The following is a 16,995-nucleotide window of genomic DNA, read 5'->3' as shown; positions in this document are numbered from 1 at the left end:
CCACACCCCCCACCCCACCAGCAGCCGGCCGGCACACGCCAGCACACACCCGGCAGGACAGGAGGCAGCCAGCCCAGCAGCCTCCCCAAAAGCTCCCTAAAAGCTCCCTAAAGGCTCCCTAGAAAGGAGGTGATCCAGCCGCACCTTCCGGTACGGCTACCTTGTTACGACTTCGTCCCAATCACCAGCCCCACCTTCGACCGCTCCCCACAGGGCCACGGGCTTCGGGTGTCGCCGGCTTTCATGACGTGACGGGCGGTGTGTACAAGGCCCGAGAACGTATTCACCGCAGCACTGCTGATCTGCGATTACTAGCGACTCCAGCTTCACGGTGTCGAGTTGCAGACACCGATCCGAACTGAGACCGGCTTTAAGGGATTCGCTCCGCCTCACGACATCGCAACCCACTGTACCGGCCATTGTAGCATGCGTGAAGCCCAGGACATAAGGGGCATGATGATTTGACGTCGTCCCCACCCTCCTCCGAGTTAACCCCGGCAGTCTCCCGCGAGTCCCCGCCACAACACGCTGGCAACACGGGACAGGGGTTGCGCTCGTTGCGGGACTTAACCCAACATCTCACGACACGAGCTGACGACAACCATGCACCACCTGTGAACCGGCCCAAAAAGGGAGGCCCCCGTCTCCAGGAGCAGCCGGCCCATGTCAAGCCCTGGTAAGGTTCTTCGCGTTGCATCGAATTAATCCGCATGCTCCGCCGCTTGTGCGGGCCCCCGTCAATTCCTTTGAGTTTTAGCCTTGCGGCCGTACTCCCCAGGCGGGGCACTTAAAGCGTTAGCTACGGCGCGGAGGACCCGGAAAGACCCCCCACACCTAGTGCCCAACGTTTACAGCATGGACTACCAGGGTATCTAATCCTGTTCGCTCCCCACGCTTTCGCTCCTCAGCGTCAGTAACGGCCCAGAGACCCGCCTTCGCCACCGGTGTTCCTCCTGATATCTGCGCATTCCACCGCTACACCAGGAGTTCCAGCCTCCCCTACCGCACTCAAGCCAGCCCGTACCCACCGCACGCCCCCAGCTGAGCCAGAGGATTTCACGGCAGACGCGACCAGCCGCCTACAAGCCCTTTACGCCCAATAATTCCGGACAACGCTCGCGCCCTACGTATTACCGCGGCTGCTGGCACGTAGTTAGCCGGCGCTTCATAACCCGGCTACCGTCAGCCCCACCACAAAGAACAGGACCTTCTTCACCGGCGAAAGAGGTTCACAACCCGAAGGCCTCCATCCCTCACGCGACGTCGCTGCATCAGGCTTCCGCCCATTGTGCAATACCCCCCACTGCTGCCTCCCGCAGGAGTCTGGGCCGTATCTCAGTCCCAGTGTGACCGCCCACCCTCTCAGGCCGGCTACCCGTCAAAGCCTTGGCAGGCCATCACCCCACCAACAAGCTGATAGGCCGCGAGCCCATCCCCCACCAAAACACCACAAAAGTGAATCTTTCCCAGCCACACCATGCGGCACAGCCAGAACACCCCGTATTAGCCACCCTTTCAAGCGGTTATCCAGAAGTGAGGGGCAGGTTACTCACGTGTTACTCACCCGTTCGCCACTGACCCACCCCGCAAAAAACAAGGCAGACCCGTTCGACTTGCATGTGTTAAGCACGCCGCCAGCGTTCGTCCTGAGCCAGGATCAAACTCTCCAAAAAAAAACAAACAAACCAAAAAACAACAACCAGCCACAACCACCACCACACACCACCCCACACAGGACAGCACACAGCAGCAACCACAACCAGAAAACAAAACCACCAGACAAAACAAGCCCACCCACCAAAAAGCAGGCAAACCATGGCACAAAAAACAAGCACACTATCGAGATCTCAAACAACACACCCACCGGAGAATCACGCGCCCGCCACTCGGCGAGGCCGCCTCCCTCCGGAAGCACCCGAGGAACTTTAACGAGCCGCCACCCTCAGGTCAAACCCAGAATCCGTGATCCCGATCTCACCCACGACGCCTCTTTCGAACTCTCGGCACCCGTCCGGCTCAGGATGACTCCCACTCCGTTCGGGCCGCGGGAGACGTTACGCAACTGCCCACTGGAAGGTCAAGCACAACGGTGGTGGCGGCACTCACAGCGGGCCGCCACCACCGAGCCAGCGCCAGCCACCGGTCCTGGCCGTCCTCTCCAGTCGGTCCAGCAGGCAGGCTGCCGGCAGGCCCGCGGGTTTCAGGCGGGCACGATCCGCCCGGGGGCTACGGCTGTGCCGGCACGGCGGGCTCCGCCGTGCCGGCCGCGCGCGCCAGCCGCGCCACCGCGAGGTTGCGACGGCCCCTGCGCACGAGGACCACTCCTCCGGCGAGCAGCTGGTCGGCCGTCACGGGTGCGTCCACGTCAGCGACCTTGACGTTGTTGAGGTAGGCGCCTCCGCCGGCCACCGTCTTGCGGGCCGCGTTGCGCCCCTTCTCCAGGCCCGTGGCGACAAGCAGATCCACAATGGTCGACTTCCCCACGACAAGCTCCCCCGCGGGCAGGTCGGCGGTCGCCGCCGCAACGGTCGCCTCATCGAGCTCGGAGAGCCGGCCGCGTCCCCACAGCGCCGCCGTGGCGGCCTGCGCGTCACGAACGGCGTCGGCCCCATGCACCCAGGTGGTCACCTCTCGTGCGAGGATCTTCTGCGCCTCGCGCGCCTTCGGGTTGGAGGCGGTGGCCGCCTCAAGACGCTCGATCTCGGCGCGGTCCAGGAAGGTGAAGACCTTCAGGAAGCGCACGACGTCTGCGTCGTCAACCCGCAGCCAGAACTGGTAGAAGGCGTACGGCGAGAGCAGCCGCGGGCTCAACCAGACGGCTCCGCCCTCGGTCTTGCCGAACTTGGTGCCGTCGGCCTTGGTGATGAGCGGGTTGGTCATAACGTGCACCGCCGCGCCCTCGACCTTGTGGATGAGGTCCATGCCGCCCACGAGGTTCCCCCACTGGTCGTTGCCGCCCACCTCCAGCGTGCAGCCGTAGCGCCGGAACAGCTCGAGGTAGTCGTTGGCCTGGAGGATCTGGTAGCTGAACTCGGTGAAGGAGATACCCTCCTCGCTGGCCAGGCGCCGCGCCACGACATCCTTGGCAAGCATCGTGCCCATGCGGAAGTGCTTGCCAATATCGCGCAGGAAGTCAATGGCGCTGAGCTCATCGGTCCAGTCGAGGTTGTTGACAATGCGCGCCGGGTTGTCGCCCTCGAAGTCCAGGAGGCGCTCCAGCTGCGCCCTGAGGCTCCCCGCCCAGTCGGCGACGACGTCCTTGGTGTTGAGAGTGCGCTCGCCCCTGGCCCGCGGGTCGCCGATGAGACCGGTGGCGCCCCCCACCAGGGCCAGCGGATGGTGCCCCGCCATCTGCAGGTGGCGCATCACCTTGACGGCGACCAGGTGCCCGTGGTGCAGGCTCGGGGCTGTCGGGTCGAAACCGCAATAGAAGGTGAGCTCGCCATCGTCCAGCGCCGCGCGCAGCACGTCGATGTCGGTGTGCTGGGCGATGAGGCCCCGCCACTGCAGCTCGTCCAGGATGTCGGTCACGGTCCTGTTACCTTCCTCGGTTCCTTCCGGCGTCATGCGCGCGGAGCCGGATCGCGTCTCCGGCGCCGCTAGTGTGCCATGCCGCGGCCGCGGGCTCCGGACCGGTCCGCTCTGCGACGGCGCCCGCCCTCCCTTCCCGACGACGGCGTGCGCGTGGGCGCCCGTTCGCGCACGCTACGCGCCGTCGATGCCGATCGTGGGGCCGTAGGACTTCCAGCCTCCCGCTGCGCGGGCCCTTCTGCCGGCCTCAAGAATGAGTTCGTGGAAGCGGACCAGGTCGGGCGTGCTGAGGCCGGCTCGCGCCACGGCGGGCTCCAGGGCGCGCCTGGCGCGCTCGTAGCCCCAGTCCCGCTCGACGGCGTAGCCCGCCTGGCGCAGCAGGCGCCGCCCGTAGGCGTCGAAGATGAAGCGCGGCCGCCGGTAGACCATGAGGGCGACGACGTCCGCCGTCTCGGGGCCGATCCCCGGCAGGGCGAGCAGCGCCTCGCGCAGCGCGTCGTCGCCCAGCCCACGGGCGGCCCTGCCGTCGTCGCCGAGCGACCAGCGGGCGTAGGCGCGCAGGGCCCTGGACTTGGCGCGCATGAAGCCGGCTGGCCTCACCAGGGCCGTCAGATCCTCCTCGTCGAGGGCTAGCAGCCGACGGGGGTCGAAGGCGGTCGCCCCGTGCAGCGCTGCGAGGGCCCGCCGGACGTTCGTCCAGGCCGTGTTCTGCACGAGGATGGCGCCGCAGACGTACTCCAGGTCCGAGCGCGCGGTCCACGGCTCGACCCTTCCGAGCCCGGCGTCCAGCAGGCGGAGGACCTCGCGGAGGGGGATCGGGCGGGTCCCGCTCCGAGCCGCGTCCCAGATCACGTTCCCTCCGGGCGGTCCCACACCAGGGTGTAGCGGTAGTAGAAGCGCCGCCTCACCCGGGCGCCGGGCAGGAGTCGCCGGGCCGCGGCGCGGATCTGACGCAGGGACTCGCGCGGCCGGGCGGTGCGCACCCCGATGTCGCGCGTCTCGTGGTGCCACCGGCTCGCCACCCGGATCGGGATCACGCTCAGGCCGGACAGCAGCCAGTCCCAGGAGCTCCTGCTGGCGGCCAGGCCGACGACGATCAGCCGCCCGCCCGGTGCGACCAGCTCGCTCAGCCGTGCGAGCCCCGCCTCCAGCGGCAGGTGGTGGAGGACCGCCACACAGGTCACGGTCTCGAAGCGACCCAGAGTCTCCGGAGCGGCAGCGTCCATGATATCGGCGTCGAGCACCCGCGCCGAAGGGCTCCCCGCCAGCCGCCGGCGGGCCCTCGACAGGGCCTCGGGGTCGCGCTCCACCCCCACGGCCTCGCGGCACACGCCCGCCAGCTTGTGCACGAGGAGCCCGTCGCCGCAGCCGACGTCGAGCGCACGACCGCCGCGCACGGCCGCGTCGCCCACCAGCTCGCGGTGGAAGGCGACGTTGTGGTTCCAGTACGCGGCGGGCGGGGCCGGCGCCATCACGACCTCCTCTGTCGCCGGGGCGCGGCGGGCCGGTAGGGGGAGACGGTGGGCTCACCATCGATCCAGAAGCGCCACGGGAAGGCCGTCCCGTCCCCGCCGGGGCCGGCGACGCCGGTGCGCGGGCCGCGACGGATCGACGCGGCGTCGGGCTCCGCCCCGGGGGCGGGCAGCGCCAGCCAGATGCGGTCGCCGGGCCCGCCCAGGCGGGCGCCGTCGTCGGAGCGGCTCAGGCCCAGGGCCTGGCACAGGCGCGCCGGGCCGCGGGCCAGGTCGCGGTCGGTCCTCGCGGCCGGCCGGCGCCGTCGGGCGAGGTCCGCTCCCCCGGTCACCTCGCCCGCGCGCAGGAGGACCGCCCGCGATAGGCCCTGCGGTCCGCACACGAGGTTGACGCAGTGGTGCATGCCGTAGGTGAAGTAGACGTAGATCCCGCCGGCGGCCCCGAACATGGCGGCGTTGCGGGCGGTGCGCCCCCGGTGGGCGTGGGAGCCGGGGTCGGCCTCGCCCCGGTAGGCCTCGACCTCGGTCAGGCGGACCGCCACGGCGCCGTCGTCGTCCCTGGCCGTCAGGACCGCCCCGAGCAATCGCGGGGCGACCTCGACGGAGTCGCCCGCAAGGAGGTCGAGTACGTCCTGCGCCGCCGTGCGGCCCGGCTGCGCGCCCACGCCCTCAGACCGCCCCGCCGTCGGGCGCGGCCGGAGCGTCCAGCACCGAGCCCTCCCGGCTGAAGGACCGCAGGGCGGCGGCGTGCTCGGTCGCCCGGGCGAGCTGCTCGGCGACGCGCGCCGGTGCGGTGCCGCCGCGACCGGTACGGGCCGCCACGGAGCCCCGGGCCGAGAGCACCTCGCGCACGCCGGACGTCAGGCGGGCGTCGACGGCCGCGAAGTCGTCGTCGGACAGGTCCCACAGCTCGACGCCGCGCCTCTCGCACTCCCGCACGCAGGCCCCGGAGATCTCGTGCGCCTCGCGGAAGGGGACGCCGGACCTGACCAGCCACTCGGCGACGTCGGTGGCCAGGGAGAAGCCCTGGGGGGCGAGGGCGGCCATCCGCTCGTAGTGCAGGGTCATGGTGCCCGTCATGCCGGCCACAGCGGGGAGCAGCACCGCCAGGGTGTCCACCGCGTCGAAGACCGGCTCCTTGTCCTCCTGCAGGTCGCGGTCGTATGCCAGGGGCAGGCCCTTCAGGGTGGCCAGGAGTCCGGCGAGGTCGCCGATGAGGCGGCCGGCCTTGCCGCGGGCGAGCTCGGCGACGTCGGGGTTCTTCTTCTGCGGCATGATCGACGAGCCGGTGGAGTAGGCGTCGTCCAGGGTGACGAAGCCGAACTCCCTGGTGCTCCAGATAATGATCTCCTCGCTCAGGCGCGAGACGTCCACCGCGATCATGGCCAGGACGAAGGAGAGCTCGGCCACCGCGTCCCGGGCCGAGGTGGCGTCGATGGAGTTCTCCGCGGCCGAGCCGAAGCCGAGGTCGGCGGCGACGGCGTCGGGGTCGAGGCCGAGGGTGCTGCCGGCCAGCGCCCCCGACCCGTAGGGGGAGACGGCGGCGCGGGCGTCCCAGTCCTCCAGGCGCTCGACGTCGCGCATGAGCGGCCAGGCGTGGGCGAGCAGGTGGTGGGCCACGAGGACCGGCTGGGCGTGCTGCATGTGGGTGCGCCCCGGCATGATCGCCTCGCCAGCGCGGGCGGCCTGGTCGGTGAGGGCGTCGACGACGTCGAGCACGAGACCCGCAATGTGGCGGGCCTGGTCTCGCAGGTACATGCGGATCAGGGCGGCGATCTGGTCGTTGCGCGAGCGCCCCGCGCGCAGGCGCCCGCCGAGCTCGGCCCCCGCCCGCTCCATGAGGCCCCGCTCCAGGGCGGTGTGGACGTCCTCGTCGGCGGGGACCGGGGCGAAGGCGCCGGCGGCGACGTCGTCCTCGAGCCGGTCCAGGGCGTGGAGCATGCCGGCCAGCTGGGCACCGTCGAGCAGGCCCGCCCTGGCCAGGGCCCGGGCGTGGGCGCGCGAGCCGGCGATGTCGTAGCGGGCCAGCCGCCAGTCGAAGTGGGTGGAGACGCTCAGCGCGGCCAGGGCGTCGGCGGGGCCGCCGGTGAAGCGTCCGCCCCACAGGCTGATGGCGGCCCCGGCGCCGGCGGCCTCGTGCTGGTTCTGCTCGCTGGTCATGGGCCCATCATGGCGCATTGCGAGTCGGGCGGGAGAGATGCTCGACTGGTGGATGCCGCCTCCGCCCGCCGCGGCGCCGTCGTCACGGATGCCGCGGTGGGGACGTGCCGCCTGCTCAGGAGGTTCGCGAGATGCTCTTCTCGAGCGCCCAGGGGTCGTCGCGCTCGCGCTCCATGTTCCTGTGCAGCCTGAGCCAGGTGCCCAGTGCGCACACTGTCACCCAGTTGCCCTCGGAGAGCAGGCGCGACTCGGTCATGGACTGCACGACCATGGCGGTCATGAGCAGAGCGGGCAGCAGCACCGAGGCATCGGAGTCCAGGTAGCGCACGGCCAGCTGGAAGGAGCGGATGAGAAGCGTGAGGACGAGCACCACGATCATTGAGGCGCCCACGACCCCGGTCTGGAAAAGCGCCTCGATATAGGCGTTGTGGGCACTGAGCGTCGGCGTGCCGTCGGGACGGATCACGAGTGTGCCGAACATGGGGATCCACGGCACCCAGTACATGATCCATCCCCACCCCAGGAATGTGTGCTGCTCCCACAAGTCGATCACCTTCAGCCAGATCTCCCAGCGACCGGTCATGTCCGGACTGCGCCCGAGCAGAGCGGTCACCTGGGAGTGCCAGCCGATCGCGAAGGCGACCGCCGCCACACCCAGTGTTGAGGCGGCGACAGTGACGGTGGTTCTCAGAGCGACGGGAACGTGACGCAGCAGCCACATGAACGACATGACGATGCCGCACACAATGGCCGCGACAATCACAGTGGCCGATCCGGTCAGCACGAGTGTCAGGATGGACAGGGTCGACCAGGTCAGGAAGTTCGGCAGTCTCAGCCGATGGTCCCTCCAGCGCACAACCACGCAGATCAGGGTGAGTAAAGCAATGAAAGCCAGCGGGTTGCGATTGCCGACGATCCCCTGGATCGGCCCGCCCTTGAGGATATTGCCCTCGACCCAGATGTAGGAGGGGGGGACCTCCTTCCAGTCCTTCATGTAGATGGGGATCAGCGGCTCCCGCAGGATGAGCGCCACGTAGAGCTCGAGCAGGAAGCTCAGTACGAGGGTGGCCTCAAGCGCGCGGCTGAGGGCGTCGGTGAATTGGCGCAGGGACAGGCCGCAGGCCAGCAGGATGCCCGTGGTGGTGGTGGCCAGCATGAGGAGCCCGGCCAGAACGGTCTCGCGCGGGTAATAGGACCAGATGACGCTCACCATGCACAGGATGGTGTAGGCGCAGGCCATAGCGGGCAGCGCCCGCCACTGGACGCGGTGTCCCTCACGCACGAAGACCACGAGGAGCATAACGCCGCTGATCGCAGCGATGACGCCGAAGGCCCACCAGCCGACAACATTGCGCAGGCTCTGGCCTGAGAACGTGACGATGAAGCCCCATGTTCCCAGAGCGGGCATGAGACTGCGCCGTGCGCCGACGACAGTGGCTCTGGAACGAGCCTCGGCTATTGGCACGTGGAAGTCCTCTCGTGTTATCAGACCGCCTGCACCGCAGAGCGATGGTCGAGTCCGAGGCCCGGCGGCGGTCCACATTGCTACGTGCATCGTAAACTGATCAGAAGAGTATCGCTGACCGGCAGGACTTAGCGCCGTGGTTCGGGCGTGGGGGCATCCCCCGGTTCCGGACACGAGTGCGACAAGAACTTGCACCCTCCGGAAGCGCCGGAACACGTGCAATCCGCGCTACTCTCCGGTCTATGACCGAGATCCCGCCCCCGCTCCCCCAGCAGCCGGACTCCGACGCCGAGGCGCTGCGCAGGCCCACCACCTCCGCCGCCGAGCTGGCGCGGATAGCGGCTCAGCGCCCCGACCTGCACCCCGCCATCGCCGCGCACCCCAGCTGCTACCCCGACCTGGCCACCTGGATCACCGAGCAGGCCAGCACCGCACAGACCCAGTTGATCGGCGACCAGGAACTAGCGAGCCCCGAGGAGACCGCCCAGCCGGAGGCCGACCAGAAGCCGGCGAGCCCCGAGGAGACCGCCCAGCCGGAGGCCGACCAGAAGCCGAGTCAGCCGGAGGCCGACCAGGAGCCGGCGAGCCCCGAGGAGACCGCCCAGCCGGAGGCCGACCAGAAGCCGGATCAGCCGGAGAGCGCCCGGGAGCCGGATCAACTGGAGAGTCCCCAGGAAGCGGCCCAGCCCACTGACGCCTCGCAGCAGCATGATCAAACGGCAGACTCCGAGAACCCGCCCGTCACGGACACCCAGGAGTCGGCTCAGTCAGAGGACTCTCAGGAACCTGCAGGCTCCGTTGACGCTCAAGACGTGTCCCAGCAGGGCGACGCCCCTCAGGAACAACCGGTTGACGACCAGTCGCAGGCGGTCCAGGGCGCCGGCCCGCTGTCGCAGCCGGACTCCGACGCCGAGGCGCTGCGCAGGCCCACCACCTCCGCCGCCGAGCTGGCGCGGATAGCGGCTCAGCGCCCCGACCTGCACCCCGCCATCGCCGCGCACCCCAGCTGCTACCCCGACCTGGCCACCTGGATCACCGAGCAGGCCAGCACCGCACAGACCCAGCCGGCCAGCGACCAGGAACTGGCTCAGTCGGTCACAGGCGCGCAGGAGCCTGTCCAGGGCGCCGGCCCGCTGTCGCAGCCGGACTCCGACGCCGAGGCGCTGCGCAGGCCCACCACCTCCGCCGCCGAGCTGGCGCGGATAGCGGCTCAGCGCCCCGACCTGCACCCCGCCATCGCCGCGCACCCCAGCTGCTACCCCGACCTGGCCACCTGGATCACCGAGCAGGCCAGCACCGCACAGACCCAGCTGATCGGCGCCCGACAGGCAGGCCAGTCGGCAGCAGGCTTCCAGGGATCAGCAGCCCAGCTGGCTGGTTACCGGATACCGGCCCAATCCACCGGCATCTCGCAACAGCCGAGTCAGCCTCCCAGCCCCGGGATCCGGTCGGATCAGCCGGCCAAGAATTCGAATGCGTCATCCAGAGCGCGGCGTCGGTCCGTGATCAAAGTACTGTCGATCGGTATCGGTGCTGCCGCCGTCGGGGCCCTGGTGGGCACAGGCACCTGGTGGGTAACCCAACGGAGCGGCTCGGAAGATGACGACCAGGCGGCCTCGGGGCCCTTCTCAATGTCTGCGCTGGAGGGAACGTTCCTTCAGGGGACTCGCGAGACCTGGAATATCGCCGAGGGACGGTCCACCGTCTCCATGTCCCCAGACGGCGCCCACGTGGTGGCGCTGTGCCCGAAGCTGGCGGAATCGGACTTCTCCTACGAGCCCCGGGTCTACCCGCTCGACGCCGATGCTCTCGGCACGCCCGTCGTCTTCCCGGCGGACCAGATGAGCAAGAGCAACAGCGAGTACAGTGTTGTTTTCTCCTGGTGGAGCGGAAGCCCCCTGATCTGGGACAGCATCTACGACGCCTCCTCCTCATTGAGTTCCCCGGTGCCATGGGATACCGCCAGTACGGTGTTCCTGGGCGCCCCCAGTAAGAAGAGGGCGATACTCCTCGAGGCTCCCCATGTTTTCGATAAGGCGCCGTCTGCGCCCCCGCAAGGGGCCATGATCTCCGTGGACGGGTCGGGCAAGGAGTTGTGGCGCACGTCCGACGAGTACGTCTCCGGCTTCTTCGATCCGGCTCGTTCCGACCTGCTCATCGGGTACAAGAATGATGGCGATGGAAATGATTCCAAGTCAATGACTATGACGCCGCATCTGCTCGACCCGAAGACCGGCTCCATGCGCGCCGCGCTCTCACCGCTGGTCTTCGATGACTCGGGGAAGAAGTCCGGCGGGCTTCTTCTCGCCTCCGACGGACTCGTGTGCTTCTCAAATGACGGCAGCACGATGACTGCGGAGGCCTACACGTTCGACGGCCAGTCTGCGTGGAGTCTTACCGGCGGATTCGCCAAGATCGTCTTCTGCGGGGTACCGTCCCTGGACGTCGCCAACCAAGCCCTGACAGCACAGGACGGCTCGACCTCGCTCATCGCGGAGAACGGCACCGCCCTCGTCCAGGCGTCTAACGGCAACTTCTCCCTCGCGGGCACCGGCACGGCCCTCAAACTCGGTAAGTACGACGCCGAAAGTGCCGAATTGGCTGACTTCTCCTACTTCACCATGCTCTCCGACGGCTCGGGCATCCTTGCCCAAGACTCTAAGAAGGACGACTCCATCCGCATGATCGACACGAGCACCGGGGCAGACGCATGGTCATTATCCGGCCAGCTTATGGAAGACGGGCTTCCGCAGAACCAGAGCACCGTGAAGGCGCTGCCGCGCTCAACCGGGGGCGTGACGAGAAATGGCCCCAGTCCTGCCGGGATCATGCTCGTCTCCAGCGGCACGGGCCTCTCGGCGACCGTTACCTGCTTCGCACCGGGGTCCTGAGACGCGTCACCCTCATGCTGCCGACGACCCGAGCACCGGGTCATCGGCAGTGTCACTGCGGGCGGACTGTCGGGGGAGGCGCTCGTTGCCGAAGTCTTAGAAGTGAAACTGTCGGGAGGTGCCGGAGACGGCGCGGTCCGCGATACCCTGCGATTTATGACCGAGATCCCATCTCCGCATCAGGACCTCGACGCCGACGCACTGCGCATCCCGGCCACTCCCCCTGCAGAGCTGGCGCGGATAGCGGCGCGTCGCCCTGACCTGCACCCCGCCATCGCCGCGCACCCCAGCTGCTATCCCGGCCTGGCCGCCTGGATCGCCGCCCAGGGCGACGCGCCTCAGCCCCTGAGCGCCAACTCCCAGCACCCGGCCCAGCCCGGCCCAACTACTCCACCACAGCGGGACCGGGCGAGCGCAGCCCCGCAACAACCACAACGGTCAGGCACAAGCCCGCAGCAGTCCGCGTCACAGTCCGTCTCCCAGCAGCAGAAGACCCCGCCGGATATGCCATCCGGGATACGACGCCGGTCGGTGGTCAAGACGCTGTCTGCGGGCATCGGCATCACCGCTGTGGGGGCTCTCGGAGGCGCAGGCGCCTGGTGGGCCACCCACCGCAATGTGACGACCGGAAATTCGGCGTCATTCTCGATGTCCGCCCTGGACGGTGGGTTCCTACAAGGACCTTCCGAAATCTGGGATATTTCCGGACAGTCTTCCTCCATGTCTCCGGACGGAGGTAACGTGAGTATGATGCGCTCGAAGTCGGAGCACGACAGAGAATCAGAGATCCTGGTCTACCCCATTAGCGCAGACAACCTCGGCTCGCCCGTTGTCTTCTCGGGAGAAAAAATAGGCTTCGACGGCATGCCGCAGAGTGTTGTCCGCTCATGGTGGGGCAACTGCCCGCTTATTCAGGACAATATTTACGACACCTCTTCGTCTCACATCGTCCCCGTCCCCTGGGACACCACCAATAATACGTTCCTGGGTGCACCGGACAAAGACACGGCGATTCTCATAGAGGCCCCTCACCCTTACGAGAGAGACTCTTTCGCGCATCCGCAAGGCGCCATTATCTGCGTGGACAGACAGGGCCATGAGCTGTGGCGCACCGCCGAAAACTATACCAATGGATTTCTCGACCCGGCTCACCCCGACCTGCTCATAGGCTATCGGGATAAGGATCCTGGAAGCAGTTCGGCGACGCCCCACATCCTCGACACTAAAACTGGCGCCACGCGGGCAGAGCTCCCATCGACAACTTTCGCCAGCCCGGATGCCGAGGAGAGAAACGGCGGCCTTCTCCTTGCCTCCGACGGCCTCGTGCTCTTCTCGAACGATCGCCATAACGTCACGGCGGAGGCTTACGCTTTCGACGGCGAGTCGGCGTGGAGCCTTACCGGCGGATTCGCCGAGATCGTCTTCTGCGGAGTACCGTCCTTGAACGTGGTCAACCAAGCCCTGACACGTCAGGACGGCTCGACCGCGCTCATCGCCGAGAACGGCACCGCCCTCGTCCAGGCGGCGGACCGCGCCTTGTCCCGCGAAGGCGCGGGAACGCCCATTGAACTCAGTAGATACGACGCCGGCGAAGCGCGTCTAGATAATTTCTCCTACTTCACCGTCCTGGCCGATGGATCAGGACTTCTCGCGGCGAATAATATCGACGACGCGAATATCCGCATGTTCAACACGAGCACCGGGACCCAGGAATGGGGCATGTCCGGGTATCTCGCACACAGCCCGTGGAACCAAGGTATCGGCATGCTGCCGAGCTCCTACCAGGGCAAGATAAAAACAGGACTCGACGATTCCGCTGTCGGCGGGCCATCAAAAACTCTGCTCGTCATCAGTCTCGATTCGCAGAGGACCACCACCTGCTTCAGGCCGGCGTCCTGACCCGCGGCACCGCCGGAGGCTGTAGGCGATGTAGATCACAGGCGCTGGCAGCCCCGCAAGGGTCGGGTATCGCCGTCGGCCCTGGGGCGGCCCTGTGGCAGGCACCCGGGCCCGTCCGGCCTCGGCGTCTCGCAGGTCAGAACCGGTGCCGGACCTCGTGCGTCCCACGAAGTGGTCACGGACGTCATAGTCGTTGGTAACGATACGAGCACGGGATCTGCGCTACCCTCCTGGCTGTGACCCACACCCCATCCTCTTCTCAATCGCAGCCGGACCTTGATGCCGAAGCGCTGCGCAATCCCGATACTCCCGCCGGTGAGCTGGCACGGATCGCCACGCGGCGTCCCGACCTGCACCCTGCCATCCTCGAGCATCCCCGCTGCTTCCGAGCGCTCACCAACTGGATCGCGACGCAGAGCGCCACAACCACCTCGTATCCGCGGGTCCAGGCGGAGGCGGATGCCGAGGACCAGGCAGACGACACCGGGCCCTCGGATGAGCCGGGCGCCGTCTCCCAGCAGTCGGCTCGGCCCGGAGAGGCTCCGGGCAAGCCGCAGTCGTCGGCCAAGGCCGACCAGCAGCCGGACCAGCCCCCGGCCAAGGCCGACCAGCCCCCGGCCGAAGCCGACCAGCCCCCGGCCGAGGCCGACCAGCAGCCGGACCAGCCCGGCGCGGACCCGGCGCCGTCAGGTGTGCGACGCCGGTCTGTGACCAAGGCACTTCCCATTGGCATCGGCATTGCCGTTGTCGGAGCCCTGACGGGTGTCGGCGCGTGGAGGCTGTCCCAACGCCCGAAGAATGCCGCCCCAGCAGCATTTCCGGATGAGCAGCGGAGCTTCTCCGTATCCGCAATGTCCGGACGGTTCATCGGGGGCGTTGCGCAGGCGTGGTCGATTGCCTCATTCGCGGGTCAGAGCGTATCCCCCGCGGGAGACTATCTGTTCGGCGAGTTCTACGCTCAGAGCACAGACGAGCAGCCCGCAGCCTACCGCGTCTACCCACTTGACGACTCCGGCCCCGGGAGTCCCGTCGAGGTTCCGCTGTCGAGCTGGAGCAAGGACGACCAGCGCGATCCGAGCCGATTCAGCGTGTGGACATCATGGTGGGGCGAGTCGCCCATGCGGAAGGACATGGTCATCGATCCCCACAGCGGAGAGGTGACCCCTGTCCCCTGGAACGCATCGTCGTCCCTGTTCCTGGGGGCGGTGGACGACGACTCCGCTCTCCTTCTGGAGGTGCCGCCGGGCGAGGAGAACAAGACAGCGGGGGCCCTAACCGCGATCGATCGTCAGGGGAACGAGCTCTGGCGCACATCCGAGTCCTACACCAACGCCTTCTTCGATCCATTGCAGCCGGACATCCTCATTGGTTACCGGGCCTCCAGCACTTCATCGCAGGATGAGCAGCGCGAGCTCACTCCGAGTCTCGTGAGCACATCCACAGGAGAAATCGTGGCGGCATTGCCCGCGTTCGAGGACGGCAAGGACAAGGGCTGGATGATCCTGGCCGCAGACGGGGTCGTCGTCCTGACCAGCACCGTCTCGAAGCCTGGTGTCCTGACTGCTCATGCCTTCAGCTTCGCCGGAGAGCCGCAATGGGAGCAGGACAGCAACTGCACAGGCATCAGGTTCAATGGCGTGCCCTCGCTCGAGGTCGTGCAGCAGTCATTGGCGGAGTTCAGCGGGCTGGAGGCCGTCGTTGCGGAGAACGGCGTTGCGTTCGTCCCGTACGGGACCGGCTGCATCCGTTGGAACGACGACGGCGCGGTCGAGCCCCTGCTCAACCTGGGATACGATTCCACAGAGAAGAAGTGGAACCTCACCGCGAACATCCTGGCGGACGGATCGGGATTTATCGACTGTTCCTCCACCTCTGAGGGGAACAAGGTCACGGCCCTCGTCGACGTCTCTACCGGGAAACATCTCTGGGAGACTCCCTCATCGACACCGATGCTCTCTCCACTGTTCCAGAGCGTGCGCGGAAGCCTGCCCAGCGCGGGCAATGTCAAGAGCCATGCGGGATCCCCGACCCGTCTGCTCGTCTCCAAGGACAAGACCCTCTCCTGCTACATCCCCGCGCAGTAGACGCGTCTTCTCCCCAGATGCGTGACTCCACCGGGCTTCGGCGGGCCTGCGACCCCTCCCCTCGCCGAGATCGGTAGAAACCCGCGTCGGGATCGGTAGGGTGGATCTCCGGCTCACGATCGGTTTAAGGGAGCGGTCGGGTCTCCTCGCCCCTCGCACGGTCGTGCAGAGACAGGCCCCCGGACTCACTCATCCAGATGATTGAGTCCGGGGGCATAGCGCCGGGTCGGGCCGCCTCTTGGGAAGCGCCGGTCTCAGAACCCGGCACCCTCCCCCATGCGCGCGTCCCGGGCGGCGGCGAGTTTGGACTGCATGCCGAAGATCTCGATGAAGCCGCGCGAGGAGGACTGGTCGAAGGTGTCGCCGGTCTCATAGGTCGCCAGGTTGAAGTCGTAGAGACCCGACTCGGAGCGCCGGCCGTTGACCGTGGCGCGCCCACCGTGCAGCACCATGCGGATGTCTCCGGAGACGTACTTCTGGGTGTCCTCGATGAAGGCGTCCATGGACCGCTTGAGCGGGGAGTACCACTGCGCCTCGTAGACCAGGTCGCTCCAGGCCTGTTCCATCTGCCGCTTGTAGCGATGCTGAAGACGCTCCAGGGTCACCGACTCCAGCGCCTGATGGGCCTCGATGAGAGCAACGGCTCCGGGAGCCTCGTAGATCTCGCGGGACTTGATGCCGACCAGCCGGTCCTCAACCATGTCGATACGGCCGACGCCCTGGGCGCCCGCCCGGCGGTTGAGCTCCTGGATGGCCTCCAGCGGCGTGACCTTCTTGCCGTCGATGGCCACCGGGGTGCCGCGCTCGAAGGTGATGACGACCTCGTCGGGCAGCGGCGGGTAGGTCGGGTCATCGGTATAGACGTAGACGTCCTTGGTCGGTGCATTCCACAGGTCCTCCAGGAACCCGGTCTCGATGGCGCGCCCCCACACGTTCTGGTCGATGGAGAAGGGGTTGTGCTTGGTGGTCTCGATGGGCAGGTTGTGGCGCTCGGCGTAGTCGATCGCGACGTCACGGGTCAGGGCCAGATCGCGCACCGGGGAGATGCAGTCCATGTCGGGAGCCATGGAGGTGATGGCGACCTCGAACCGGACCTGATCGTTGCCCTTACCGGTGCAGCCGTGAGCGACGGTGGTGGCGCCGAACTCGCGGGCGACCTTGACCAGGTGCTTGGCGATGACGGGACGGGACAGGGCGGACACCAGCGGGTAGATGCCCTCGTACAGGGCGTTGGCCTTCAGGGCGGGCATGCAGTACTCCTCAGCGAACTCCTCGCGCGCATCCGCCACATAGGCCTCAACGGCGCCGCAGTCCAGCGCACGTCGGCGGATCACATCGAGGTCCTCTCCACCCTGGCCGACATCGACGGCGACCGTGACAACCTCTCGCCCTGTCTGCTCGCCGATCCAGCCGATGGCCACAGAGGTATCGAGACCCCCGGAGTAGGCGAGGACAACGCGGTCCTTGTGAGCACTCATGTGTCTTCTCTTTTC

Annotated in this window: 10 protein-coding genes and 1 rRNA gene; 3 read left to right on the top strand and 8 right to left on the bottom strand. The window is 67.5% G+C overall.

Features of this window, described 5'->3' with window-relative positions; all coding sequences use genetic code 11:
• Nucleotides 1-122: 122 nt before the first annotated feature.
• The 7 genes from AIF0345_RS06170 to AIF0345_RS06140 all read right to left on the bottom strand — a co-directional run bounded on the left by AIF0345_RS06170 (nucleotide 123) and on the right by AIF0345_RS06140 (nucleotide 8,628).
• Nucleotides 123-1,673: ribosomal RNA gene (locus AIF0345_RS06170) — 16S ribosomal RNA — on the bottom strand.
• Between the two features lie 553 nt (nucleotides 1,674-2,226).
• Nucleotides 2,227-3,531: a tyrosine--tRNA ligase gene (gene tyrS, locus AIF0345_RS06165; RefSeq protein WP_285297668.1), complete on the bottom strand. Its 1,305-nt coding sequence runs from the start codon at nucleotides 3,529-3,531 to the stop codon at nucleotides 2,227-2,229.
• Between the two features lie 174 nt (nucleotides 3,532-3,705).
• Complete coding sequence (locus AIF0345_RS06160) at nucleotides 3,706-4,383, bottom strand: endonuclease III domain-containing protein (protein WP_285297667.1); 678 nt, start codon at nucleotides 4,381-4,383, stop codon at nucleotides 3,706-3,708.
• Entirely contained in the window at nucleotides 4,380-5,003 is a 624-nt protein-coding gene (locus tag AIF0345_RS06155) for a class I SAM-dependent methyltransferase (RefSeq protein WP_285297666.1), read from the bottom strand. Before AIF0345_RS06155 ends, AIF0345_RS06160 begins: the two co-directional genes overlap by 4 nt.
• The gene (locus AIF0345_RS06150; RefSeq protein WP_285297665.1) at nucleotides 5,003-5,668 is read right to left on the bottom strand and encodes a DNA-3-methyladenine glycosylase; all 666 of its coding nucleotides are present in this window, start codon (nucleotides 5,666-5,668) and stop codon (nucleotides 5,003-5,005) included. The genes AIF0345_RS06155 and AIF0345_RS06150 overlap by 1 nt, the downstream gene beginning before the upstream one ends.
• 4 nt (nucleotides 5,669-5,672) lie before the next feature.
• Nucleotides 5,673-7,163 carry an argininosuccinate lyase gene (gene argH, locus AIF0345_RS06145; RefSeq protein WP_285297664.1) on the bottom strand — a complete coding sequence of 497 codons (1,491 nt, stop codon included), beginning with the start codon at nucleotides 7,161-7,163 and terminating at the stop codon, nucleotides 5,673-5,675.
• 115 nt (nucleotides 7,164-7,278) lie between these two features.
• Complete coding sequence (locus tag AIF0345_RS06140) at nucleotides 7,279-8,628, bottom strand: O-antigen ligase family protein (protein WP_043564399.1); 1,350 nt, start codon at nucleotides 8,626-8,628, stop codon at nucleotides 7,279-7,281.
• Between the two features lie 242 nt (nucleotides 8,629-8,870).
• On the opposite strand from AIF0345_RS06140, the gene AIF0345_RS06135 reads away from it, so the two are divergent.
• The 3 genes from AIF0345_RS06135 to AIF0345_RS06125 all read left to right on the top strand — a co-directional run bounded on the left by AIF0345_RS06135 (nucleotide 8,871) and on the right by AIF0345_RS06125 (nucleotide 15,502).
• Nucleotides 8,871-11,519: a variant leucine-rich repeat-containing protein gene (locus AIF0345_RS06135; RefSeq protein ID WP_285297663.1), complete on the top strand. Its 2,649-nt coding sequence runs from the start codon at nucleotides 8,871-8,873 to the stop codon at nucleotides 11,517-11,519.
• A gap of 156 nt (nucleotides 11,520-11,675) precedes the next feature.
• Nucleotides 11,676-13,418 carry a variant leucine-rich repeat-containing protein gene (locus AIF0345_RS06130; protein WP_285297661.1) on the top strand — a complete coding sequence of 581 codons (1,743 nt, stop codon included), beginning with the start codon at nucleotides 11,676-11,678 and terminating at the stop codon, nucleotides 13,416-13,418.
• A gap of 236 nt (nucleotides 13,419-13,654) precedes the next feature.
• Nucleotides 13,655-15,502, top strand: coding sequence for a variant leucine-rich repeat-containing protein (locus AIF0345_RS06125; RefSeq protein ID WP_285297659.1), 1,848 nt, complete (start codon nucleotides 13,655-13,657; stop codon nucleotides 15,500-15,502).
• Nucleotides 15,503-15,756: 254 nt separating this feature from the next.
• On the opposite strand, the gene AIF0345_RS06120 is transcribed toward AIF0345_RS06125, so the two are convergent.
• Entirely contained in the window at nucleotides 15,757-16,980 is a 1,224-nt protein-coding gene (locus AIF0345_RS06120; RefSeq protein WP_043563896.1) for an argininosuccinate synthase, read from the bottom strand.
• Nucleotides 16,981-16,995: the final 15 nt, after the last annotated feature.

The sequence above is a fragment of the Actinomyces israelii genome, from assembly GCF_030253495.1.
Taxonomy (GTDB): Bacteria; Actinomycetota; Actinomycetes; order Actinomycetales; family Actinomycetaceae; genus Actinomyces; species Actinomyces israelii.
Note: the sequence above shows the minus strand (reverse complement) of the source record. Positions and strands in the feature narration are given on the sequence as shown.

Coding starts and splice junctions, on each gene's coding strand:
- AIF0345_RS06155 (WP_285297666.1), bottom strand. CDS start 5,003: ATGGCGCCGGCCCCGCCCGCCGCGTACTGGAACCACAACGTCGCCTTC.
- AIF0345_RS06135 (WP_285297663.1), top strand. CDS start 8,871: ATGACCGAGATCCCGCCCCCGCTCCCCCAGCAGCCGGACTCCGACGCC.
- argH (WP_285297664.1), bottom strand. CDS start 7,163: ATGACCAGCGAGCAGAACCAGCACGAGGCCGCCGGCGCCGGGGCCGCC.
- AIF0345_RS06120 (WP_043563896.1), bottom strand. CDS start 16,980: ATGAGTGCTCACAAGGACCGCGTTGTCCTCGCCTACTCCGGGGGTCTC.
- AIF0345_RS06130 (WP_285297661.1), top strand. CDS start 11,676: ATGACCGAGATCCCATCTCCGCATCAGGACCTCGACGCCGACGCACTG.